Origin of the sequence: Rhodoblastus acidophilus (assembly GCF_025961575.1) — a bacterium.
Lineage (GTDB): Bacteria > Pseudomonadota > Alphaproteobacteria > Rhizobiales > Beijerinckiaceae > Rhodoblastus > Rhodoblastus acidophilus_C.
Window position 1 is genome coordinate 28,792 of sequence record NZ_JAOQNX010000006.1, and the last position, 22,174, is coordinate 50,965.

Sequence of the window (22,174 nt, forward strand, 5' to 3'; positions counted from 1 at the left end):
CGGTGGGTGCGGCTTGAGCTGACGATTTAATATCGGGTTGGCGATCTCGTCAAATTAAATATTAAAAATGACACAAAATTACGGTGATAAAAACCATGAAAGCCATGCTTCCTCGAGGGTGTATGGCGTAAAACTTTGCAACACAAAGAAAAATAAATGACTTCAGCAGGGCGGGGCGTCGAGTCTGATTTAAGGTCGACATCGGCGTATTTAATATATATATTTATTAAATCGAATTCAGGCCGCGGCGCGATCTCACCCTCCACCGGGGTCGAGCGCCGGCGGCGACAGGCCCGGCCGGAGAGGCGTCGCATGCTTCAGAGCAATATGCCGCATATGGAGAGAGCCCAATCGCCGTTTTCGCCCGCGCAAAATGGCGGCGGCGCCGACGAGATGATCAGCATGGTTCTCAGCCTGCTGCGCCGCCAATATCTCGTCGTCGCCGTCACCGCCGCGCTGTCGATCGCTCTGGCTGTCGTCTATCTGCGCGTCACGCCGCCGACCTTTGTGGCGGAAGCGCAGATCCTGCTCAAGAACCCGAAGTCGCCTTCGGTGCGGCAGGATTCGCCGCTCTCCGAAACCTATTTCGACGCCGCCGAAATCGAGACGCACCTGCAATTGGTGCGATCCTCGGCGGTGGCCATCGCCGTCATCAGGCAATTGAATCTTTCGCAGGATGTCGACTTCGCCGCCTCGCGGGGACTGTTCGAGCGTCTCGGCGCCTTCCTCCGCGGCCGGTCGCCCGAGGCGCCGGAGACGTCGCCCACAGCGCGCGAAGAACCCCCGGAAGCGCTGATCGACGCCTTCCTGTCGCGGCTCCAGGCGCAGCGCGTCGGCATGAGCAACATCATCGAAATCTCTTACGGGTCGCGCTCGCCCGACCATGCCGCGGAGGTCATCAACGCGGTGGCGAGCGCCTACATCAAGGAGCAAATGAACGCCAAGTTCGAGGCCAGCCGCAGCGCCACCGCCTGGCTTCAGCAGCGGTTGCAGGAGCTTGGCGACCAGGCCCACGCCGAGGAGCAGGCGGTCGAGGCCTATAAGACGAGCCACAACATCGCCTCGAGCGGCGGCAAGCCCGTCGATGACCAGCAACTCACCGAATTGAACACCCGCATCGTCGCCGCGCGCGCGCAGACGTCAGAAGCGCTGGCGCGACTGAATCGTTATGAGACCTTGCTGCGCGCCGACAGTACGACGGCTCCGTCGGAGGAATTGTCGGGCGCCCCGCTTTCTGACGCGCTCAACAGTCCGATCGTCAACGCGTTGCGCACGGAATATCTGCAGATGCAGAGGCGCGAGAGCGAATGGTCGAACCGTTACGGCGACACCCATCAGGCGGTCCGGGACCTTCGCGCGCGCATGCAAGAAATTCGCGGCTCCATCAGGGATGAAGTGCGCCGGCTCGCGGCGACCAGCCGGAGCGACTACGAGATCGCCAAAAAACGCCAGCAGGAGATCGAGAAGCTTTACGGCGAGGCGGTGAAGGCGACGCGAACGACCAATTCGGCGGAGGTCGCCCTGCGCGACATGGAAAGCCGGGCGAGGAGCTATCGCACGCTCTACGAAACCTTCCAGCAACGCTATATGGGCGCCGTTCAGCAGGAGAGTTTTCCGATCACCGAAGCGCGGGTGATCTATCCGGCTCTGCCGCCGGACAGCCAGACCAAGCCGAAAAAAAAGCTGATCCTGGCGCTTGGCGCGCTGGGCGGATTGGCGTTGGGCGTGGGCGTCGCTTTGCTGCGCGACCTGCGCGACCGCGTCTTCCGCACGCCCGCGCAGATCGAGTCCCTGCTGCATCTACCCTGTTTTTCCGTGGTGCCGCGCATGGAGGCGCCGAACAGGCGCCGGCAGACGCCGCAGGAGGATGAGGCGCAGGGGGGGGGCGAGCGCGCCCTGGCGACTGTCCACACCATCGATTCCACGGTGGTCGGCATGCCGCTGTCGCGTTTTGCCGAAACCATCCGCTCCGCCAAGATCGGCATCGACCTCAACCCGAACAAGACGCCGAACCGGGTCATCGGCGTGACTTCCGCGCTGCCGGACGAGGGCAAGAGCACGATCGCCGCGTCGCTCGCCCGGCTGATCGCCCACAGCGGCCGTAGCGTGATCCTGGTCGATTGCGACTTGCGCCATCCCTCGCTGTCGACCCAGCTCGCGCCCGACGCCAGTTTCGGCCTGATCGAGGTGATTTATGGCGCGCGCGCGCTCGAGGAGGCGATCTGGCGCGACCCACAAACCCATTTTTCCGTGCTGCCCACGGTAAGGCGACGGCCGCTGTTCCACAGCAGCGAAATGCTGGCCTCCGAGGCGACGCGGAAATTGTTCGACCATCTGCGGGACGCCTTCGACTATGTGATCGTCGATCTGCCGCCGCTGGCGCCGCTGGTCGACGCGCGCGCCACCGCCTCCTTCATCGATTGCCATCTGCTCGTGGTCGAGTGGGGCCGAACCAAGATCGACGTGGTCAAGCGCGCGCTGCATGAGGCGCCAAATGTCTACGAAAACATCGTCGGCGCCGTGCTCAACAAGACCGATCTCAAGCGTATGGCGGATTATGACCGCATCTGCCACGATTACTATGATGAAAAATACCTTTCCCGCTATGCTTCCGCCAGGGATGAGTGAAGCGGTCGTGGCGTTTCAGCAAAAAAGGTCTGTCTTTGCTTTAGCTTGGCCATAGGTTGTGGCGGAGATGCAACAGCATTGGCGATAATATATTGCAAAATAACTATTCTCTGGCCTGCGAATGACGGAGATGGCAGGTTCGGGAAAACATTCAGTTCATATGGGGGTTCCCCTGATTTCCGTATCGCAAAAATTTGCAGGGATGATCGCCGGACTTCTGGCCCTGTCGTGTTCCGCCTGCACGATCATGCCGGTCAGCGGGCCTCAGGCGGTCGACGTCACCGCGGACCCGCAAAGCGTGCAGGCGCGGATTCTGCCTTACACGCTCGTGCCCGTGACCCCCGCCGTCGTCGAGGTTCTCGGCCGTCACGTGCCCAGGCTGTCGGGCGCCTTTCTCGCGCGCACGCCGCCCAAGGCGTTCCGCTTCGGCAAGAACGACCTCGTCAGCGTCACGATCTTCGAAGCCGCCGCGGGCGGACTTTTCACCTCCAATGCCGGCGTGCGCGCCGGCAATTACATCACGGTGCCAAACCAGGCCGTTGATGAGAACGGCAACATCACGGTCCCCTACGGCGGCGAAATCCGCGCCGCTGGCCGCACCCCGGTCGAGATTCAGAACGACATCACCGCGCGCCTCAAGGCGCGGGCGCTCGAGCCGCAGGTCATCGTCGCGCTCGCGGAGCAGCGCACAGCCCTCTACAGCGTGCTCGGCGACGTCCACAATGCCGGTCGTTTCCCCGCGCAGCCCGGGGGCGAGCGCGTCCTCGACGGCATCGCGCGCGCCGGCGGGCCCGTCAGCCAGGGCTATGATGTCTGGGTCTCGCTCGAACGCAACGGACGCCGCGCCAGCGCGCCCATGGGCGCGCTCCTCGACACGCCTGCCGAGAACATCTACCTGCTGCCTAACGACGTGGTCTTCCTCTACAGCCAGCCGCAGACCTTTGTCGCCTTCGGCGCATCGGGACAGCAGGGCCAATTCAAGTTCGAGGCCTGGCGGCTCTCGCTCGCGGAGGCGCTGGCGAAGCAGGGCGGCCTCAACGATTCCCAGGCCGATCCGGCCTCCGTCTTCCTCTACCGCGGAGAGCCCCGCGCGGTTGCTCTCCAACTGGGCGTCGATGTCGCGCAATTCCCCGGTCCGGTTGTTCCTGTGATCTATCAGGTGAACCTGCGCGATCCCTCAGGCTATTTCCTCGCGCAGAAATTTCCCATGCGCAACAAGGACGTGATCTACAGCTCCAATGCGCCCTCGGTTGAAGCGACGAAATTCCTGAGCTTCGTCCGCACCGTGCTGGCCACGGTCAACGATCCTCTCATCTACGCCACCAATGGCTATGGGCTGGTCAATGTGGCCAAGGGCGGCGCCTCGACGGTGATCACGACGCCCACGCCGATCACCACGACCACGACCGTGGTGGTGCCCCAATAACGCCAAGCCGGCGCGGCCTCACGGGGCCGCGCCGGCTGTGATTTAAATATGCTCTCATTTAATTGATTATTTAATTCTTGTTTTTTTGTCGCGCATTTGTTCAATTGAGCCGCCATCCCATTCATGCGCGGTTTTTCATGAACGCCATCGACCGAACCTATGCCGTCGCGACCCGGGTCGAGCCGGGTTCGCCCCCTCCGGAGCACGGCGGCCGGAGGCGGTGGCCGATCCGCTTTCAGGCGATCGAACCGCTGGCCATGGCGGCCGACGTCATCGTCATTCTGATGTCCTGCCTGCTCGCCGGCGCCCTCAGCGGCGCCGACAGCCACGCCTTCGGCAAGGCGTTCGGCGCGGCGATCGTGATCGCGGCCCTGTTCGTCGGTCTGATGAAGATGCGCGAGCTCTATCGTCCCCTGGAGCTTCTGGCGCTGCGCAACCAGATGCGCGCCGTAACAGGCGCCTGGGTTCAGGTGTTCGTGCTGCTGGCGGCGGCCGTCGGGGCGCTCGGCATGGGGCACAACATCCTGCGCGGCGCCAGCCTGCTGGCTGTGATCGGCCTTGGCGCCCTGGTCCTGCTGCGCGTCGGCCTCAAGCGGACGCTGGTCAAGGGCTTGAACGGCCGCAAGTTCGCCGGACGAACAGTGGTGCTGATCACCGACCAGCCGAAATCTTCGACAACTGGCCTGGAGCATATGCTGGCGACGCTTGGCTTCACCGTCGCCCGACGTTTTTCGCTGCCGTCGGCGGAGGCGGGACTGGGGTACCGCAAGCGCCTCTGCGCCAGTGTGATCGACCATGTCAGCGGCTCCGACGTCGACGAGATTTTCATCGAAGCGGACCTCAAGCGCTGGCCCGAATTGCGGGCGCTTGCGGGCGAGCTGCGCGTGTTGCCGTCGCACATCAGTTTTGCGCCCGCGGGTCCCGCCGCGGAGATTCTGAGGCGCCCGGGGCGCGCGCTGGGCGGCGAAGTCTGCATCGAGTTCCAGCGCGGCCCGCACACACGGCTTGAATATGCGGCCAAGCGGACGCTCGACATCTTTGGCGCAAGTCTCGCGCTCGCCCTGCTTGCGCCGCTGCTGGCGGCGGCGGCGGTCGCGATCAAGCTGGACTCTCCGGGTCCGGTGCTGTTTCGCCAGCAGCGCTGCGGCTTCAACCGCCGGAATTTTGCCATCCGCAAGTTCCGCACCATGCGCGTGCTTGAGGATGGCGAGAACGTGGTCCAGGCGCTGCCGGTCGACAAAAGAGTGACCAGGGTGGGGAAATGGCTGCGGCGCGCCAGCATCGATGAGTTGCCGCAACTCCTCAACGTCCTTGACGGCAGCATGAGCCTCGTCGGCCCGCGCCCCCATGCGTTGGCGCATGAGAACCAGTTCGACAAGGCCGTGCGCAACTACGCCTTTCGCCGCCGCGTCAAACCGGGGCTGACAGGATGGGCGCAGGTCCACGGCTGTCGCGGACCTACGCCGACGCTGGCGGCGATCGAGCGCCGGGTCGAATACGACCTCTGGTACATCGACAACTGGAGCCTGCGGCTCGACCTGGCGATCCTGCTGCAGACGCCTCTCGAAGTCTTGCGCGGGCGAAACGCCTGCTAGCGGCGCGCGTCCTTGCTTTTCGCCGTCTCCCGGAGGGGAGGCGGGGCGCTGATGAGAAACTCATCCATGGCGCGACCGGCCTTCATCGCCGCCGCCATCCAGCGCGGCAGCTTGCCGCGGCCGGACCAGGTTTCGGAGGTTTCCGGGTTCCGATAACGCGGGACCACCACCGGATAGGCGCGGCGCGGCTTGCCGGAGGCGGCCGGCGCCGTGTCGCGGATGGCGCCGACGCCGCGGTTCAGAATGGCGAGACGCTTCTCCAGTTCCCGCTTTTCCTCCTCAATGCGGGCGGACAGCATCGCGCTGATCTCTTCGTGGAGCGACCAGAGCTCGTCCACCGACATGGAGCTGAAGTCAAATTTTTCCGCCACCATATTTTCCCTCGTGGCTTGGCTATTATTCCATCGCTTAAGCCGCATGTTTAATGCGGGCGCAGGAATCCTTTTTAGCAAGCCGCGATCCGGGTCGCCACCCATTTTCTCAACCTATTAATACGGAAACGCAATTTTCTGTGAATTTCGCCACGCTGCACGCCTCGCACACGATGGTTGCATCTAAGTACATGTTTTTAAATACGCTTGCATGCCCGGGCGGCGGGCGGCAGGCTTCCCATGATAAAAGCTTGAGCACGACGACGCGATTCCACCGGCCGCGGGTCAACGCGCGAGCATTTTTTTATTCATTTTTTATCTGGGTTGAATTTACATATATGTAGATTTAATATTAAATAAAATAAAATTAGTTTGGAAACCTCGAACCCGCCTCTGCACAGCCTCGGGTTCTGGCGACCGGCGCCGGCAAAACTGGTCGATCCCGTCGTTCCCCTTCATTTCGTGAGACTCACATGCGTATTTCCGACATCGAAGCCATGGACTTCGAAGAGCTCTGGCGTCTGCACGAGGAACTCACGCGGGTCCTCGCGGAAAAAATCGTTGCGGAAAAGCGCGAACTGGAAAAACGGCTGGCGCAGCTGGTCGGCGGCGAGGCTGGCGGCGACGCGGCGCCAGCGCGCAAATATCCGAAGGTTGTTCCAAAATACCGCAATCCCGCATCGCCTGACGAGACCTGGTCAGGACGCGGCAAGCGGCCGAAATGGCTGGTGAAGGCGCTTGCCGCCGGCCACACGCTGGACGAATTCAAGATCGATGCGGGGGGATCGGAGCGACCGTGAGGGATGAAGCGGGGAGGGCGACGCCGATGGGCGGGGCGATCGGCCCCTCCGGCGGCTTTACGCCCGCCGCCTAACGCGGTCGTGCAAATTGACCTTTAATGTCTGGATTCGCGCGAGCTTGCGAGGAGAGAGGTGGAGCGGCTCCTGAGGTCCTTCGCTAGTCGCCTGCGCACGCCGGAAATTTCCCACAGCAGCCGGTCGTAAAGTCTTATGCGGGAAGCCAAATCCGCCGGCGTGGCGGCGGTCGTGCCGAGATCGCCAAGTTGGCCATGGGCATTCCTGATCGAATCTATGGACTGACCGAGATCGGTGACGAGGGTTTGGTTGGATTGATCGGCTTTCTCCATCGGCTCACTCCGGACACGCACTGGGGCGCGAAAACGCGCGCCTTGAAGATTGCTGGTCGATCAGTGAAGCGCCACGTCCGATCCCAAACGGGTCCAGCATAGCGTCACATGGATATTCACGATTGCATATGAATGCAGCGCAAAACAAGCGTGGAAAAATCGGTAAATTCACCGACACTACGGAAAGCAAAACAATTTTTATTGCTGCGGCTCAGTCGGAATAGGCGTATGATGGAATTCTTGCGAGCTCTTGGATGCAACCTGAGGGCAGTTCCGAATTTGTGCGCAGGGAAGGGCGGTGATCGCATCGCGGCCGCTCGACGGGTGAGTTTTTGCGCCGGCCAAGGGCGGCTTTCCGGCGAAACAATCCGCTCGCCTTGTTGCCGCCGGATTGTTCGGCAAATAAACTACGGCCAAGATTGTCGAGACCTCGCATGAAATACCTCGCGCCGCTCGTCGCATTGCTGTCCGCCGCGCCTGTTCAGGCGCAAGAACTTCTGCCGTTTTTCGCCAATGACGCGACCCTGTCGGTCAAGTCCCCCTGGAACAGCCGCGGCAACGACGATTCGCGGCGCTGGGAAGGCCTGACCATGGGGACCGAGGTTTTCGCAGGCTCCGGGGTCGGCAAGGGGGGACGCGGCGGCTTTGGCGGCGCATTGAATATCGGTTATTCCAAGGAGTTCACCAACAATGTCGTGGTCGGCGTCGGCGCGACTGCCGGCTATGCGCCGTCGTTCAGCACCTACTGGCCGCGAGGGTACAATTTCGGGCTCGCCAGCGTGTCGGTCGGCTATGACATGGGCCGGTTCCTCCCCTATGTCACCGTCGGTCTGGGCACGACCAACGCCAATCCCTACGGGGCGGGCTGGCAGGGCCTCGACAGCCTCAACGGGCTGTTCGGACCCAACAATGCGACGCTGGCCACGGTCGGCGCGGGCTTCACTTACGAGGTCAACGAGCATTTACGCATCGGCGCGGAAATCAACGCCACGCAGGTGCGCGGCGCCGGATTCGGCCCCGTGCTGATCCCCCAGCCGGGCGCGCTGCCTTAAGTCTGACTTCCGCCTCGTCGCCCGCCCGCCTATAAGCGCGCCATGACCGTCCAAGCCCGCACCCTCGACATTTCCGCCCTCGCCGACAAACTGCGCGGCGGAGACCGCGCCGCCCTGGCGCGCGCCATTACGCTCGTCGAGAGCGTGAAGCCCGAACACCAGGCGCAGGCCCGCGAACTCGTTCAGAAGCTCCTGCCGCACACCGGCAAGGCGATGCGCGTCGGCATCACCGGCGTTCCCGGCGTCGGCAAATCCACCACCATCGACACGCTCGGCTCCAACCTCGTCCAGGCCGGGCAGAAGGTCGCGGTGCTCGCCGTCGATCCGTCCTCGACGCGCACCGGCGGCTCGATCCTGGGCGACAAGACCCGCATGGTCCGGCTGTCCGCGGAGCGCAACGCCTTCATCCGGCCCTCGCCATCCTCCGGCACGCTCGGCGGCGTCGCGGCGAAAACCCGGGAAACCATGCTGTTGTGCGAGGCGGCCGGCTTTGATGTGGTGGTCGTCGAAACCGTGGGCATCGGCCAGTCGGAGACGACGGTGGCCGACATGACTGATTTTTTCCTGGTGCTGATGCTTCCCGGCGCCGGCGACGAATTGCAGGGCATCAAGAAGGGGGTGCTCGAAATCGCCGACATGATCGCCATCAACAAATCGGAAGGCGAGGGGCGCAATCGGGCGGTCGCGGCCGCCGGCGAATATCGCGCGGCGCTGCACATCATGCAGCCGGCCTCGCCCAACTGGTCGCCGCCGGTCGTGCTGATTTCCGGCCTCGACAATATCGGGCTGGACGAGATGTGGGCCAAGGTGGTCGAGCATCGCCGCTGTTTCGAGGCCTCCGGCGAATTTGCGCAAAAGCGCCGGGCGCAGCAGGTCAAGTGGATGTGGACCATGCTGGAGGAGCGCCTGCACGGTCGGCTGCGCAGGGACCCGCAGGTCAAGTCCCGCCTGCATGAACTCGAAGCCCGGGTGGCCGAGGGCGCGCTGTCGCCGACTCTCGCCGTCGAGGATATTTCGACGCTGCTCGGCCTATGAGCCGCAAGTCGCTCCTGGTCGCGGGTTTCGGCGCCTTTCCAGGCCAGCGGATCAATCCGGCGCAAATCGCGGTCGAGGCCCTCGCCCGCAGGCGCGCGGCCTGCGCGTTGTCCGGCATCGACCTGCACACCGCGGTTCTGCCAGTCGATCATGCCGAATTGCCTCCGCGCCTGACAAGACTGTTTGCGGAAACCTCGCCCGACGTGGTCCTGCTGCTGGGCGTGGCGGCGCGCCGCAAAGCCCTTTCCATCGAGACGCGCGCAAGGAATCGCGTCACGCTTTTGCGCGCGGACGCCGCCAGGCGACTCGCGTGGAGCCGAGAGATCGCCCACGGCGCCCCTGACCCCTTAACAAGCCCAGCGCCCGTCGAACGGCTCGCGGCGGCGGCGCGCGCCTGCGGCGTCCCGGCGCAAGCTTCCCGCGACGCCGGCGCCTATCTCTGCAACGAAGCCTATTATTTGTCCTTGCTGATGGACCGGCGCGCCGTCTTCGTCCATTTGCCGGACTGGCGGCGCGCCGAGGTGGCGCGCGCCCTGCCGGCGCTCGAAAGTCTGGCGAAGGCGCTGACCTTCATGCAAGACTGAAGGGGGAGGGGCGCGGATGGAGCTGGATCTGACAATCGCGGCGATCGAGATGGTCTGGCTGACGCTGATGCTGGCGGGCGACGGCGGCATGACGCTGGCGCTGGCGACTCGTGCGCTTCCCGAGCGGCGCCGCCGCCTGGGCGTCAATCTCGGCGGCCTGCTGCTCATGGCGATGCGCGCCGCCAGTCTTGCCGCCGCGCTCGCCTGCGCGCCCCTGCCGGGTTTCGGCTTTTTCTGCGCCGCCGCGCTGATTTTCGCCGCCTGGCTGACGGCGCGACGGGGCGAAGCCGGCCCCCCGCCGCCGCCAACCTCCGTCAGTGGGCTCGGCGCTTTGCTTCTGGCGGTTGCGGCGCAGGACGCCCCGGTCGCCTTGACCAACATGCTGGCGGCGCAGGCGGCGGCGCAGGGGAGCCATCCGCTGGCGTGGCTGGGGCTGGCGCTGTCGCTGCCGATGCTGGCGCTGGGCGCCTCGCCGGTCGTTTCGCTGCTGCGCCGGCCGCCGCTGATCTGGGTCGGCGTCCTCCTGCTCGGCTGGCTGGCCGGGCGATCTGCCGCCGCGGATTCAGCGCTCGCATTGACGGCCATGCCGCCGGAGCTGATGGGCGATCTGGCGCCTCCGATAGGGGCGACGCTGGCGCTTCTGGTGGTTTACATTGCTCAGCGCCGTGAGAAATTCCAGCGTTTGCCTGAAGAAGACTAGGAGGCTCCGATGTTGCGCCATATTGCTTTCAGCGCCGCTCTCTTGCTTGCCGTTTCGCCCGCTCTGGCGGGCGGCGTCGAGGTTTCACAGGCCTGGAGCCGCGCGACGGTGCGCGGCGCCAGCGTCGCCGCCGGCTATCTCACGGTCGACAACCAGGGCGGCGCGGCGGACGTGCTCAAAGGCGGCGTCAGCGACCGCGCGGATCGGATCGAAATCCATCAATCCCGCGAGGAAAACGGGATCATGACCATGCGCGCGGTTCCCAAGGGAATCGAGATCAAGCCGGGCCAGCAGCTGGTGCTCAAACCCGGCGGCTATCATCTGATGCTGATCGGCCTGAAATCGGCGTTCCTGCCCGGCGAAACCGTGCGCGTGACCCTGCAGTTCGAAAAGGCGGGCGATGTGGGCGCCGATTTCAAAGTGGTCGGCTTCGGCGCCACGGGGCCAGAGGGCGCCAAACCGGCGGAGAAATAGCGGCCGCGTTTTACTGCAGCCTGGGCAAATTGAAGAAATGGGCCGGCGGCGCGCCGAGCGCATGGGCGATCCGCCGGAGATGTTCGGCGGGCGTGCGCTTTCGCCCGGCTTCATAGTCCGCGATCAGGGCCCGCGTGATCTCCGTGGCCTGCGCCAGCTGATCGTGCGTCATCTCGCACGCGACTCGGCGCCGATGGATCGCGCCGCCGACCAGGCGATCGACGGCGCTCGCGGTCCGATCGCCTCGCGCGATGGCATGGGAGAGAAGGCAAAGGCGCGTCATTTCGAACGAGCCGTGAGCGTTTCGCCGGGGGCTCTGGCGACGAGACCCTTTTCGGGAACGTCGAAATGAATGCCGGTTTCAACCTCATAAATCGAGATTTCGCTGCTCGGCATGAATTTGACGAAGACGCGCGCCTGGTCCGCCGCCGCCGCGAATGTCGACTGATGCGAAAGAGGGTAACCGCCAGCGCAGACAATGAATCTGTCGGAAAGTGCAGTTCTGGTCGATGACTCGAATTCCGCGGCGCCGCAATCGCGCATGATTTCATTCCCTCCGATTTCCGCAGAAGTGATCACGGCAAAGGGCGCTGCGCCTCTCCCATTTGGCAGAGGAGGCGCCGCCATCATCGCCGCCCCCGCTGCGCCGAATTGTCGCGGCCCGATCTCACGGCGCATCCCCCGCGGCGATCATCCGATAATGTCGCGCCAGGGCGAAAAGGCCCCGGCGCAGGATGAACAATGCGACGGCCCCGGCCATTTTGGCGTCGCGATAAGCGCCGATCTCCCGCCCGACGTCGACGATTTCCCGGTCCTCGAGAACGATGGCGGCCAGAGGCGCTCGAAAATCCTCGGGGATCGCGTCGCGCGCGGCCCAAAACCTTTGCAGCGCTTCCAGTTGCGACTCGCTGCGCCACATGGCGCCCGGCGCATAGTCGGCGCCAACCTCCCGGGTCGGGTCCAGCGAATGTAGCGGATCGAGTCCGGAGCGAAAGAACATGTGCCGGTATTTTTCGCCCGCCAGCGCCAGCGCCCAGTTGCGCGCCTTGTCGTCGCGGTCGAGTTGCCCCCGGTCGCGCAGCCGCGCCAGCGGCCCGTCGTCAATGCGCATGCGGACGAAATCCACCGCCACCGCCTCGAACGTGTCGCCGCGCGCCACCTCCACCACTTCGGAAAATCTTTCGATATGCGCGGCGTCGCCGGCCCGCAGGAGGCGCTCGACGCTGGGCCCTTCCACGGCGCGGGATCCGGCGCGATGAAAGGCTTTGAGCATTTTGCGCGCCCCCGCGCCGGTCTCGTCGAGACAGGAGAGTTTGGGCAGCGACACCTTGGTCTTGCGCGGTCTGGCCATGGCGACATCCTTCAGGGCGCGGCGAATTCGGTGAGGGTGAGAGCCAGCTCGCCGCCAAGCCCGCCATAGCTGACCGAAAACCGATCGGGCGAAAGACCGTGGGTGATCACCCGGCAGCGCGTCAGCAGTTCGATCAAAGGCCGCTCCAGCACGCCGAAATGGCGGGTGCGCGCGGTGCGGGGCGCGACGATTTCGAGCGCATAGGCGCCGGACATCCGCCCCGGCTTTTGCGCGATCACCCGCCGCGCCGCCTCGTCCAGCCATTGCTCGAAGGCCTCGGAGCGGACATAGCTCGCGCCATTATGCACATAGAGCTGCGCGGCGGCGGGCGGCGGCGGCGTCTTGATCTCGATCTTGCGCGCCACGGGGCGCGGCTCGGCGGCGAGGCCGAAACGCCCGGTTTTCGGCGCGGCGGCGCGCGGCTTGGCCTTTTCGACCGTCACCGGCCGCGCGCCGGGGCGCGGCGTGAACACGTTCGCGGCGGAAAGGGCGAAACTGCTGAACGGAACGACATTTGTCATGGAGGAACTCGCGGTGGGGGGAATTCGCCTTGCAACTGGAGCTAGAACATAATAAGAACACGGTTGTAGCGTCAATGGGAATCTGCCCACTAGACGTCTTAACGTAAACATGGGAATTATCCCATCATGGACGACCAGTGGAAAAGCCGGCTCGAAGCCGAGATGGCGCGCCAGGGCCTCGACATGAAGGCCCTTTCGGTGCGCGCCGGTCTGGGCGAAACCTATGTCCGCGACGCGCTCAAGCGCGGTCGCGGCGGTTCGCTGCCCGCGCTCAACAAGCTCGCCGGCGCTCTGGGGCGCTCGCTCGACTGGCTCATTGCGGGCAAGGAGACCGAGCGTGAGCCGCCGACCACGCGCCGCTTCGACACCAGCGTCGACCGCCGCCTCGTGGACAACAAGGAGACGCAGACCTCGACCATTTTCGAGGTCGACGTCCGCGCCGGCGCCGGCGGCGGCGGCGTCCCGATCGAGGCCTACGTCCACGACGAGAGCGGCAATTCCTATGCCGCTGCCGCGGTCGCCGCCGAATGGACTCTGCCGGAGACCATCGTCCAGGGCGTGCTGCATTCCGCGCCGCGCCACATCAGGGTTTTTGAGGTGATCGGCGATTCCATGGAGCCGCGCCTCTATGAAGGCGACCGCGTCTTCATCGACCTGCGCTACACCGTCCCGAGCCCCGAGGGCATTTTTGCCTTGTGGGACGGCTATGGCCTGGTGATCAAGCGCCTGCAGATCGTGATGGGCGCAGATCCCATGCGCGTCCGCATCATCTCGGTCAATTCCTCCTATGCGCCCTATGAAGCGGGCGCCGACGAAATCCGCATTGTCGGCCGCTTCGCCGGCCGTTTCACGGTCAACTGAGCACGTGGCCGGCATGGCGGGCTGGTCCCGGCCATCCACGCCAAGACATTGCTATAGCGTAATAAAATCGAGCCGCCGCCCATCCGTTCCTGCCAAAATGGGCAATAGCCCAAAAAAAATCACAAAATCCCATTTTGCCCATTGACGGGTCGACTGACTTCCGCTACAAATATCCATGTTGAAGATTTGCGCCCGGCGGCGCTTCGTCCCCAAACGAAGCGCCCCGGGCTTTGCTTTGCCCGGTCCTTCGGGCCGAGGCCGAGCGGGAAATGGATGGACCATGGCGTCGGCTCCCCGCGGAAGAACAACCACAAGGCAGAAGGCGCAAGCTCCGGAACACCCCCTCGACCGCGTCAGCCGCGACCTCGCCATTCTCAACATGCGCCTCCACGGGCTCACCTTTTTCGAGATCGCCAGAAAACTCCCGGAGGCCGGTTTTAAGCGCGTCTCGGTGAGCCGCGTCTACGCCATTGTCGCCAAGGCGCTGCGCTCCAGCCCGCACGCCCCCGCCCGCGACCTGCGCGATCTCGAACTGATGCGCCTCGACCAGTTGCAGACCGCCCATTACAAACAGGCGCTGAAGGGCGACGCCGCCGCCGCCCAGCGCGTGCTGGCCATCATCGACCGCCGCGCCAAACTCCTCGGCCTCGACGCGAGCCTTGAGGCCGAAACCTCGCTCGAGGACGCGCGGAAAACCCTGATTCAGAAACTCGAGCATCTCGCGCGCGGCCAGGGCCAAAAAGCCAAAAACGCCAAGAGTTAAGTCTGCGCCATGCGTCCCCTCCCAACGCATGCGCGTGAGCTGGCGCGCCTCACCCCCCGTGAGCGCGCCCTTTTTTTTGACAGCCTCGACGCGGACGAGCTGGAATCGCTCAAAACCCTTTGGCCGTTTTGGGCGCGTCCGGAGCAGCTCATTCCCGAAGGCGATTGGGTCTATTGGCTTCCGCTCGCCGGTCGCGGCTGGGGCAAAACGAGGGTTGGGGCCGAAACCGTGCGCCAATGGGCGCGTGAGTTCGGCATGGTCAACCTGATCGGCGCGACCGCCGATGATGTGCGCGACGTAATGGTTGAAGGCGAATCCGGCGTGCTGGCGTCCTGCCCGCGCGACGAACGCCCTCGCTACGTCGCGCACAGACGCAGGCTCGAATGGCCCAATGGCGCCAAGAGTCTCTTGTTTTCCGCCGAGGAGCCCGAGCGCCTCAGAGGCAAGCAGCATCAAAAACTCTGGTGCGACGAAATCGCGGCCTGGCGATATCCCGAGGCTTGGGATCAGGCACTGTTCGGCCTGCGCCTGGGAACAAAACCGCAGGCCATCCTCACCACCACGCCGCGCCCGACAAAGCTGATGCGCGACCTCTTGGCCGACCCGCTGACGCATTCCACCCGCCACTCCACCTTCGAAAACATCGGCAATCTCGCCGAAAATTTTCTGGACCGCGTGGTGCGCAAATACGAGGGCACGCGTCTCGGCCGCCAGGAATTGCATGCTGAAATGCTCCTGGACGTTCCCGGCGCGCTCTGGACGCGCGCCCTGCTCGAACAGGCGCAAATCGGCTACCCACCCCCCCGTCCTGAAGAGTCTGTTCAGCAAGCGTCGAGAAGCCCTCATCCTGAGGAGCCGCCGCAGGCGGCGTCTCGAAGGACGAGGACGCAACTCACCCGCATCGTCGTCGCCATCGATCCGCCCGCCACCTCCGGGGAGAACGCCGACGAATGCGGAATGGTCGTTGCGGGTCTCGACGAGACCCGCAACGTTCATATCCTCGCCGACCTCTCGCGCCAGGGCGAAACCCCGCTGGGCTGGGCTACCCGCGCCGTCGAAGCTTTTAGAAATTTCGAAGCCGATTGCATCGTCGCCGAAGTCAACAATGGCGGCGAGATGATCGAAACGCTGTTGCGCCAGATCGACGCCAACATTCCTTACCGCGCGGTCCGCGCCAGCCGAGGCAAATTCGCCCGCGCCGAACCGGTCGCCGCCCTTTACGAACAGGGTCGTGTCAAACATTGCGGCGTCTTTGCAAAACTCGAAGACCAGATGTGCGCCATGACGCCCGATTTTGATCGGACGCGAACCGGCTATTCCCCCGACCGCGTCGACGCCCTGGTCTGGGCGGTCACGGCGCTGGCGCTCAGCCAGGAAAGCGGCGGCGCTGTCTTCGAATTCTACCGCACCCTGGCGGGAGAACAGAGTGGCGTGGGATGATCGCGCCGCTCTGAATCAGCCCTCATCCTGAGGAGCCCGCGCAAGCGAGCGTCTCGAAGGATGAGGGCGGTCCACGCATCCGCGCCACTCGAGCGCGTCGATCGACTCAATACCTGGAGACTCCCATGACCGAACGCGGCGCGGGCTTGCCACGCTGGTCCCTTTCGCCTGCGGAATTTTCCGCCCGCGCCAAAGCGAGCGCGCAGGCGCCCGACGACTGGTTCGGCCCCTCCACCCCACAAAATCCTGGCGCCCCGAGCGATGTCGCCGGCCGCCAGTGGGATTTCCCGGCCGGCTACAACCTTTCCATACGCGCGAGAGGCTATGAGTCGATCTCCTTCGCCGACTTGCGCGCGCTGGCCGACGCTTACGACCTGTTGCGCCTCGTCATCGAGACGCGCAAGGACCAGGTCGAGCGCATGAATTGGACGGTTCGCGCAAAAGCCGGCCGCCACGCCGACCCCGCCGAACTCGCCCGCGTCGAAACTTTTTTGCAGAGCCCCGATGGCGCCCATGACTGGAACGCCTGGCTGCGCATGATCCTCGAAGACCTGTTTGTCATCGACGCCCCCGCGCTCTGGTGCGAGCGCGACCGCGCCGGCAATTTGTTGGGCCTGCACCCGCTCGACGGCGCCACCATCAAACCGGTGCTCGATTTCTGGGGCCGCACCCCGCGCCTCTTCACCGAAAACGGCAAAACCGTCCACCCCGTCGCCTACCAGCAAATTCTAAAAGGCCTGCCGGCGGTCGACTATACCGCGCGCGACATCATCTATCGCCCGCGAAATGTCCGCAGCCATCGCGCCTACGGTTTTTCCCCGGTCGAACAAATCATCGCCACGGTCAACATCGGCCTGAAGCGGCAACTGCACCAACTCAACTATTACACCGAGGGCAACATCCCTGAGAGCCTGATTGGCGTCCCCGACAGCTGGACCCCCGACCAGATCAAGAATTTCCAGGACTATTGGGACCTCTATTTCGATGGCGACTTGGCGAGGCGCCGGCGGGCAAAATTCGTCCCCGGCGGCGTCGCCAAGACTTTTATTCAGACCCGCGAGCCCGAGCTGAAAAACGCGTTCGACGAATGGATCGCCCGCGTGGTCTGCTTCGCCTTTTCGGTGTCGCCGCAACCCTTCATCAACCAGATGAACCGCTCGACCAGCGAGACGCAGACGCAAATGTCCAGCGAGGAGGGCCTGCAACCCATCCTCGCCTGGATCAAGCGCCTCTGCGACTCCATCATCACGCAACTCGGCGCGCCAAACCTTGAATTCGCCTGGCGCACGGACGCCGTGGTCGACCCCACGGTCCAGCGTGAAAACCTGGTCGCTTTGGTCAATGCGGGAATGATGACCCGCCGCCGCGCCGCCCAAATTTTGGGAGAAACACTCCCCAACGATCCCATGGCCGACGTCCTGACGGTCACGACAGGGCAGGGCGCCAAGCCGCTCGCGGGCTCAGCCGAGAATGTCCCTTAGCCCCCCGATCAAGCGATCGGTCTGCTCCGCGGTCCCGACAGTAATCCGCAGATAGTCGGCGATGCGCGGGGCATCGAAACGCCGCACCAGCACCGCCCGCTCGCGCAACCCTTGCGCCAACGCGGCGCCGCCCACCGCCCGGTGCCGCGCGAACACAAAATTCGCGCTCGACGGTAACACCTCGAAACCAAGCTCCACCAGCGCCGCAGTCATCCGCCCGCGCTCAGCCACAATCGTCGCCAACCCCGCCTGAAAATATGCATCATCCTCGACCGATGCGATGGCCCCGGCCTGGGCGATGCGCCCGACCGGATAGGAATTGAAACAGTTTTTCACACGAGAAAGCGCCTCGATCAGCCCGGCGTCGCCAATCGCATAGCCAACCCGCAACCCCGCCAGCGCCCGCGATTTAGAAAACGTCCGCACCACCAGCAAATTCGGGAACTGCGATATCAGCGGAGTCGCGGTCTCGCCGCCGAAATCGACATAAGCCTCGTCCACCACCACGGGAATGGAAGGATTGGCCGAAACCATCCGCGCCACCTCGTCGCGCGACAGGGCGATGCCGGTGGGCGCATTGGGATTGGCGAACACGATGGCCCCCGCCGAATTCCGGCAGAAATCGTCCACCCGAATCCGCATGCCCTCATCGACCGCCGCCGTCTCATAGGCGACATCATAAAGCTTCGCCCAAACCGGATAGAACGAGTAGGTCACATCGGGCGCAAGCAAGGGACGGTCATGCTTCAGCAGCGCGACGAACACATGCGCCAAAACCTCGTCGGAACTGTTGCCGACAAACACATTTGACGGCGCCACTCCATGATAGCGGGCGAGCGTCTCCCGCAAGGCGACTGACTCGGGATCGGGATAAAGCCGCAGCGAATCCGCAGCCGCCTCGCGCATGGCCTCGACCGCGCGCGGTGAGGGCGGAAGCGGCGATTCATTGGTGTTGAGTTTTACAAGCCCCTCAATGCGCGGCTGTTCGCCGGGCGTGTAGGGGCTCAAACCGCGCGCCTTGTCGCTCCAGAAATCCATCGTCCCGTCCCGTCACGCCGCGAGGAAAGCGGCGACGCCCTCCGTTTAGAAAAAATGCCCGGCCTCGTCAAAGGCGCGGCGAAAGCCAAAGGAGCCAAAGTGTCGGATCGACTGCAAATCTTCATCCCCCTCCGGAAAGCCGACGCCGCCCAGCGCCTGGTCTACGGCTATGCGACGGCGGAATCCCCCGACCGCGCCGGCGAAATCTGCGATTACGCCAGCACCAAGCCGCAATACCAGGCCTGGTCGAAAACTTTCGCCAAGGCCACCGACGGCAGGAGCCTTGGCAATGTCCGCGCCATGCACGGCGCGGTGGCCGCCGGCAAGATCGCCTCGATTCGCTTCAACGATGCGGAAAAACGCATCGAAATCGCCGCGAAAATCATCGACGACGACGAATGGCGTAAGGTGGAGGAGGGGGTCTATACCGGCTTCTCCCAGGGCGGCGTCTATCTGAAACGCTGGCCCGACCCCGAAAACCCCGACCTCGTTCGCTACACCGCAAAACCCAGCGAAATCTCGCTGGTCGATCTCCCCTGCCTGCCGGAAGCCAGTTTCGAGCTGGTCAAGGCCGACGGCGCCTGCGAAACCCGCGCCTTCGCCCACAAAACCCCGAACGCGCTGCGCGACTGGCTGACGGGCAACATCGAAAACGGCGCCCCGGCCGCCGAGATCATCGGCGATTTCTTCGACGCCATCGCCCACGACATCAACGCCGACCCCATTCATGACGAACACATTTCGGTGCTGCTGTCGCGCCTGAAGAGCAAAGTGGTCGCCGCCATGCAGCCGCGTCCCGCGCAAAAATTCGCCGCCGACCCCCGCGTGGAGAAACTGAGCGCAGAGACGGATGCGTTGCGAAAGCTCACGGCGGATCTGCGCCCGAAACTGGCGGATCTCGCCGCCCGCATCGAGGCGCTGGAGCAGACGCCCGCGCCGCCGCCGCTCATTCCTGGTTACGCCGCAGTCTCCAAGTCGAGCGAAAGCGGCGGTCTCGAAGCGCTTGCAGCGGAACTCGCCCGCCTGTCGCCTGCCAAAGCCTCGCTGGTCCTCATCAAGGCCGCCCAGTCCCAGCCGAAGCGTTTCGGCTGATCGTCCAAAATTTCGCAACAGAGAAAGCAAGTCCATGACCGCTGTTCAGAATGCGCTCGAATTGAAGGAAGCGATCCGCAAGTCGCAGATGAACCCGCTGAACGATCCGCGCTTCGCCAGTCTGGAAAAATCCACCTTCGCCGAGAGCGCCTCGGCGACCACCGGACTCACCTATTACGACCTGGAAGCCGGGGCCAAACTGCTGTTCCCGGTGCTGACGCCGCTGCGCAATTCGATCCCGCGCGTGTCCGGCAAGGGCGGCGTCCAGGCCGCTTGGCGCGCCATCACCTCGGTCAATTCCGCGGGCCTGCGCATCGGCGTCTCCGGCGGCAACCGCGGCGGCGTCGCCGCGATGACCACCAAGGACTATATCGCCAACTACAAGGGCCTGGGCATCGAAACCAGCGTCGATTTCGAAGCTCAATACGCCGGCCAGGGTTTTGATGACCTGCGCGCCCTGGCCGCGCAGACCGGCTTGGAAGCCCTGATGATCGGCGAAGAGGCGATGATCCTCGGTGGCAACGGCTCGCTGGCGCTGGGCACGACGGGAACGCCGACGCTCGCCGCCGCGACCACCGGCGGTTCGCTCGCCACCTCCACGCTCTCGGTGATCGCCGTCGCCCTGACCCACGAAGGCCTGATCAACGCCTCCGTCAGCGGCGGCATCCAGGCGCAGATCACCCGCACCAACGCGGACGGAAGTTCCGACTCCTTCGGCGGCGGCGCGGCGCGGAAGTCGGCCAACGCCACCGTCAGCGTCACCGGTCCGACCGGCGCCGTCACCGCCTCCGTCACCGTCAAGTCCGGCGCTGCGGGATATGCGTGGTTTTGGGGCGCGGCGGGCTCCGAACTGCTCGGCGCCATCACCACCATCAATTCCGTGGTCATCACCGCGACCGCGACGGGGACGCAGACTGCCGCCTCGCTGCCGGCCGCGGACTGGTCGGTCAACGCGCTCGCTTTCGACGGCCTGCTGACCCAGGCTTTCACCACTGGCTCGGGCTCGCTGATCGTGACGCAACCGGACGGCGTCGCCGGAACCGGCACGCCGCTGACCGCCGACGGCGCCGGCGGCATCGTCGAAATCGAGAACGTGCTCAAGAGCAATTGGGACAATTTCCGCCTGTCACCCGACGAAGTCTGGGTGTCCTCGCAGGAGGCGATGAACATTTCGAAAAAGGTGTTGTCCGCCGGCTCCAACGCGGCGCAGCGCTTCCTGTTCGACGCGCGCAACGACGCCTTCGCCGGCGGCGTGATGGCGACGACCTACAAGAACAAATATTCGATGGCCGGCGCCAAGTCGCTCGACATCAAGATTCACCCCAACATGCCCGCGGGAACCATGCTGTTCCTCACGCGCCAGCTGCCCTATCCGCTGGCCAATGTCGGCAACGTCATCCAGATGCGCACCCGCCAGGACTACTATCAGATCGAATGGCCGCTGCGCGCGCGCCGCTACGAATATGGCGTCTATGCCGACGAAGTGCTTCAGCACTATTTCCCGCCGTCCATTTCGGTGATCACCAATATCGGCAACGGCTGATTTCTTCGCCACCGCCGTCCCGCGTCAACGGGACGGCGTTTTCGCCCCGCGCCTTTCACAGGATGCCCCCATGAAATTTCAGGCTCCTCCCGGGGTCACCGCGCTCTCCAGCGCGGGCGAGGAAATCATTCCCGACGCCCAAGGATATTTCGAGGCCGACGAAACGCGCGCGAGCGCCCTTCTCGCCCATGGCTGCATTCCCGCGCCGGACGTCGAACCGCCGCCGGCGAAAAGCAAGAACAAGCGGAAAGTAGATTGACCATGGCGCGAGGCGATCTCGTTTCCCTGAGCGCGCTCAAAGCTCATCTCGGCATCCAATCCAGCGCCGACGACATTTTGTTGTCGAGCATGATCAGCCAGATCAGCCGAGCGATCTGCACCTGGCTCAATCGCGCCTTCCTCTGGCCGCGCGATGTCACCGACATTTTCGACGGCAACGGCCGCAACCGCATCCAGTTGCGCAACTGGCCCGTCGTGTCCGTCGCCTCGGTGAGCATCGACGGACAGAAGATTCCACAATCCAGCGATGGCCAAAGTTCTGGCTGGGTGCTCGAACCTGGCGACGACGAACCGCCGGGCGCCATGCAGATGGTCATGCTGCGCGGCGGCGTTTTTTCGCGCGGCTGGCAAAATGTCGCCATCGCCTATCGCGCCGGCTACCAGATCAGCAAGGAGCAGCAGACGGTCCCGGCCGCGGGGGCGCGGATCGCCGCCCTGCAGCCCTACGGCCCCTTCGCGGTCGATTGCGGCGTCGCCTATGCGTCCGGCGCCGCCCTCACGCCGGTCGCCGCCAATCCGGCGCGCGGCCAATATGTGGTCGACAGTTTTGGCGACTACGCTTTCGCGGCCGCAGACGCGGGCGCACAGGTGCTCCTCACCTACGGCTACGTGCCCCACGATCTCGCCGCCTGCGCCCTCGAATGGGCGGCTGATCGCTACCGTCACCGCGACCGGATCGGCATGGTGTCAAAAAGTCTGGGTGGGCAGGAAACCGCCGCCTATCGCATCACCGCCATGCCGGATTTTGTGCAGCAAAGCCTGCGCAACTTCGGCCGCATCATCGCGAATTGAC

Annotated in this window: 24 protein-coding genes; 17 read left to right on the forward strand and 7 right to left on the reverse strand. The window is 64.3% G+C overall.

The annotated features are described in order from the left end of the window. Positions 1–312 precede the first annotated feature (312 nt). From M2320_RS05515 to M2320_RS05525, 3 genes are all read left to right on the forward strand, one after another. Positions 313–2,628 (forward strand): GNVR domain-containing protein, encoded by a 2,316-nt coding sequence (locus M2320_RS05515; protein WP_264596415.1) that lies wholly within the window; start codon positions 313–315, stop codon positions 2,626–2,628. A 160-nt stretch (positions 2,629–2,788) separates the two neighbouring features. Next, positions 2,789–4,054 carry a polysaccharide biosynthesis/export family protein gene (locus M2320_RS05520; RefSeq protein WP_264596416.1) on the forward strand — a complete coding sequence of 422 codons (1,266 nt, stop codon included), beginning with the start codon at positions 2,789–2,791 and terminating at the stop codon, positions 4,052–4,054. A 137-nt stretch (positions 4,055–4,191) separates the two neighbouring features. Continuing rightward, positions 4,192–5,649, forward strand: a complete 1,458-nt coding sequence (locus M2320_RS05525; protein WP_264596417.1) for an exopolysaccharide biosynthesis polyprenyl glycosylphosphotransferase — start codon at positions 4,192–4,194, stop codon at positions 5,647–5,649. On the opposite strand, the gene M2320_RS05530 is transcribed toward M2320_RS05525, so the two are convergent. Continuing rightward, positions 5,646–6,023: an H-NS histone family protein gene (locus M2320_RS05530; protein WP_264596418.1), complete on the reverse strand. Its 378-nt coding sequence runs from the start codon at positions 6,021–6,023 to the stop codon at positions 5,646–5,648. The two genes, M2320_RS05525 and M2320_RS05530, sit on opposite strands and share 4 nt — an antisense overlap. 470 nt (positions 6,024–6,493) lie before the next feature. Here M2320_RS05530 and M2320_RS05535 point away from each other — a divergent pair, with 470 nt between their 5' ends. After that, positions 6,494–6,820 (forward strand): H-NS histone family protein, encoded by a 327-nt coding sequence (locus M2320_RS05535; RefSeq protein ID WP_264596419.1) that lies wholly within the window; start codon positions 6,494–6,496, stop codon positions 6,818–6,820. 95 nt (positions 6,821–6,915) lie between these two features. Here M2320_RS05535 and M2320_RS05540 read toward each other — a convergent pair whose 3' ends face one another. Further along, positions 6,916–7,167, reverse strand: coding sequence for a hypothetical protein (locus tag M2320_RS05540; protein WP_264596420.1), 252 nt, complete (start codon positions 7,165–7,167; stop codon positions 6,916–6,918). Positions 7,168–7,601: 434 nt separating this feature from the next. On the opposite strand from M2320_RS05540, the gene M2320_RS05545 reads away from it, so the two are divergent. The 5 genes from M2320_RS05545 to M2320_RS05565 are packed head-to-tail and all read left to right on the forward strand — an operon-like array spanning position 7,602 to position 11,012. Then, positions 7,602–8,219 (forward strand): outer membrane protein, encoded by a 618-nt coding sequence (locus M2320_RS05545; RefSeq protein WP_264596421.1) that lies wholly within the window; start codon positions 7,602–7,604, stop codon positions 8,217–8,219. A 42-nt stretch (positions 8,220–8,261) separates the two neighbouring features. Beyond that, positions 8,262–9,254 (forward strand): methylmalonyl Co-A mutase-associated GTPase MeaB, encoded by a 993-nt coding sequence (gene meaB, locus M2320_RS05550; protein WP_264596422.1) that lies wholly within the window; start codon positions 8,262–8,264, stop codon positions 9,252–9,254. Continuing rightward, the gene (locus M2320_RS05555; RefSeq protein ID WP_264596423.1) at positions 9,251–9,838 is read left to right on the forward strand and encodes a pyroglutamyl-peptidase I; all 588 of its coding nucleotides are present in this window, start codon (positions 9,251–9,253) and stop codon (positions 9,836–9,838) included. The genes meaB and M2320_RS05555 overlap by 4 nt, the downstream gene beginning before the upstream one ends. 16 nt (positions 9,839–9,854) lie before the next feature. Next, on the forward strand, positions 9,855–10,538 hold the full coding sequence (locus tag M2320_RS05560; protein WP_264596424.1) for a TerC family protein: 684 nt from the start codon (positions 9,855–9,857) through the stop codon (positions 10,536–10,538). A gap of 9 nt (positions 10,539–10,547) precedes the next feature. Next, the gene (locus M2320_RS05565) at positions 10,548–11,012 is read left to right on the forward strand and encodes a copper chaperone PCu(A)C (protein ID WP_264596425.1); all 465 of its coding nucleotides are present in this window, start codon (positions 10,548–10,550) and stop codon (positions 11,010–11,012) included. A 10-nt stretch (positions 11,013–11,022) separates the two neighbouring features. On the opposite strand, the gene M2320_RS05570 is transcribed toward M2320_RS05565, so the two are convergent. The 4 genes from M2320_RS05570 to M2320_RS05585 are packed head-to-tail and all read right to left on the reverse strand — an operon-like array spanning position 11,023 to position 12,884. Continuing rightward, positions 11,023–11,295: a helix-turn-helix domain-containing protein gene (locus tag M2320_RS05570; RefSeq protein WP_264596426.1), complete on the reverse strand. Its 273-nt coding sequence runs from the start codon at positions 11,293–11,295 to the stop codon at positions 11,023–11,025. Beyond that, positions 11,292–11,690, reverse strand: coding sequence for a hypothetical protein (locus M2320_RS05575; RefSeq protein ID WP_264596427.1), 399 nt, complete (start codon positions 11,688–11,690; stop codon positions 11,292–11,294). Before M2320_RS05575 ends, M2320_RS05570 begins: the two co-directional genes overlap by 4 nt. Next, complete coding sequence (locus M2320_RS05580; RefSeq protein WP_264596428.1) at positions 11,680–12,363, reverse strand: hypothetical protein; 684 nt, start codon at positions 12,361–12,363, stop codon at positions 11,680–11,682. The genes M2320_RS05575 and M2320_RS05580 overlap by 11 nt, the downstream gene beginning before the upstream one ends. 11 nt (positions 12,364–12,374) lie before the next feature. Continuing rightward, positions 12,375–12,884: a hypothetical protein gene (locus M2320_RS05585; RefSeq protein WP_264596429.1), complete on the reverse strand. Its 510-nt coding sequence runs from the start codon at positions 12,882–12,884 to the stop codon at positions 12,375–12,377. Between the two features lie 126 nt (positions 12,885–13,010). Here M2320_RS05585 and M2320_RS05590 point away from each other — a divergent pair, with 126 nt between their 5' ends. The 4 genes from M2320_RS05590 (at position 13,011) to M2320_RS05605 (ending at position 17,429) form a co-directional block, all read left to right on the forward strand. Further along, a complete protein-coding gene (locus M2320_RS05590; RefSeq protein ID WP_264596430.1) occupies positions 13,011–13,745 on the forward strand; it encodes an XRE family transcriptional regulator in 735 nt (244 codons plus the stop codon). A gap of 280 nt (positions 13,746–14,025) precedes the next feature. After that, complete coding sequence (locus M2320_RS05595) at positions 14,026–14,508, forward strand: hypothetical protein (RefSeq protein ID WP_264596431.1); 483 nt, start codon at positions 14,026–14,028, stop codon at positions 14,506–14,508. A 9-nt stretch (positions 14,509–14,517) separates the two neighbouring features. After that, positions 14,518–15,948, forward strand: a complete 1,431-nt coding sequence (locus M2320_RS05600; protein WP_264596432.1) for a DNA-packaging protein — start codon at positions 14,518–14,520, stop codon at positions 15,946–15,948. Positions 15,949–16,073: 125 nt separating this feature from the next. Then, positions 16,074–17,429, forward strand: a complete 1,356-nt coding sequence (locus tag M2320_RS05605; RefSeq protein WP_264596433.1) for a phage portal protein — start codon at positions 16,074–16,076, stop codon at positions 17,427–17,429. On the opposite strand, the gene hisC is transcribed toward M2320_RS05605, so the two are convergent. Further along, positions 17,409–18,467: a histidinol-phosphate transaminase gene (gene hisC, locus M2320_RS05610; RefSeq protein ID WP_264596434.1), complete on the reverse strand. Its 1,059-nt coding sequence runs from the start codon at positions 18,465–18,467 to the stop codon at positions 17,409–17,411. The genes M2320_RS05605 and hisC overlap by 21 nt on opposite strands. A 99-nt stretch (positions 18,468–18,566) precedes the next feature. Between hisC and M2320_RS05615 the strand changes: the two genes are divergently transcribed. The 4 genes from M2320_RS05615 to M2320_RS05630 all read left to right on the forward strand — a co-directional run bounded on the left by M2320_RS05615 (position 18,567) and on the right by M2320_RS05630 (position 22,173). Next, complete coding sequence (locus M2320_RS05615; protein WP_264596435.1) at positions 18,567–19,559, forward strand: hypothetical protein; 993 nt, start codon at positions 18,567–18,569, stop codon at positions 19,557–19,559. A gap of 34 nt (positions 19,560–19,593) precedes the next feature. Then, on the forward strand, positions 19,594–21,102 hold the full coding sequence (locus M2320_RS05620; protein ID WP_264596436.1) for a hypothetical protein: 1,509 nt from the start codon (positions 19,594–19,596) through the stop codon (positions 21,100–21,102). A gap of 70 nt (positions 21,103–21,172) precedes the next feature. Next, entirely contained in the window at positions 21,173–21,361 is a 189-nt protein-coding gene (locus M2320_RS05625; RefSeq protein WP_264596437.1) for a hypothetical protein, read from the forward strand. 2 nt (positions 21,362–21,363) lie between these two features. Next, entirely contained in the window at positions 21,364–22,173 is an 810-nt protein-coding gene (locus M2320_RS05630; protein WP_264596535.1) for a head-tail connector protein, read from the forward strand. Position 22,174 lies beyond the last annotated feature (1 nt).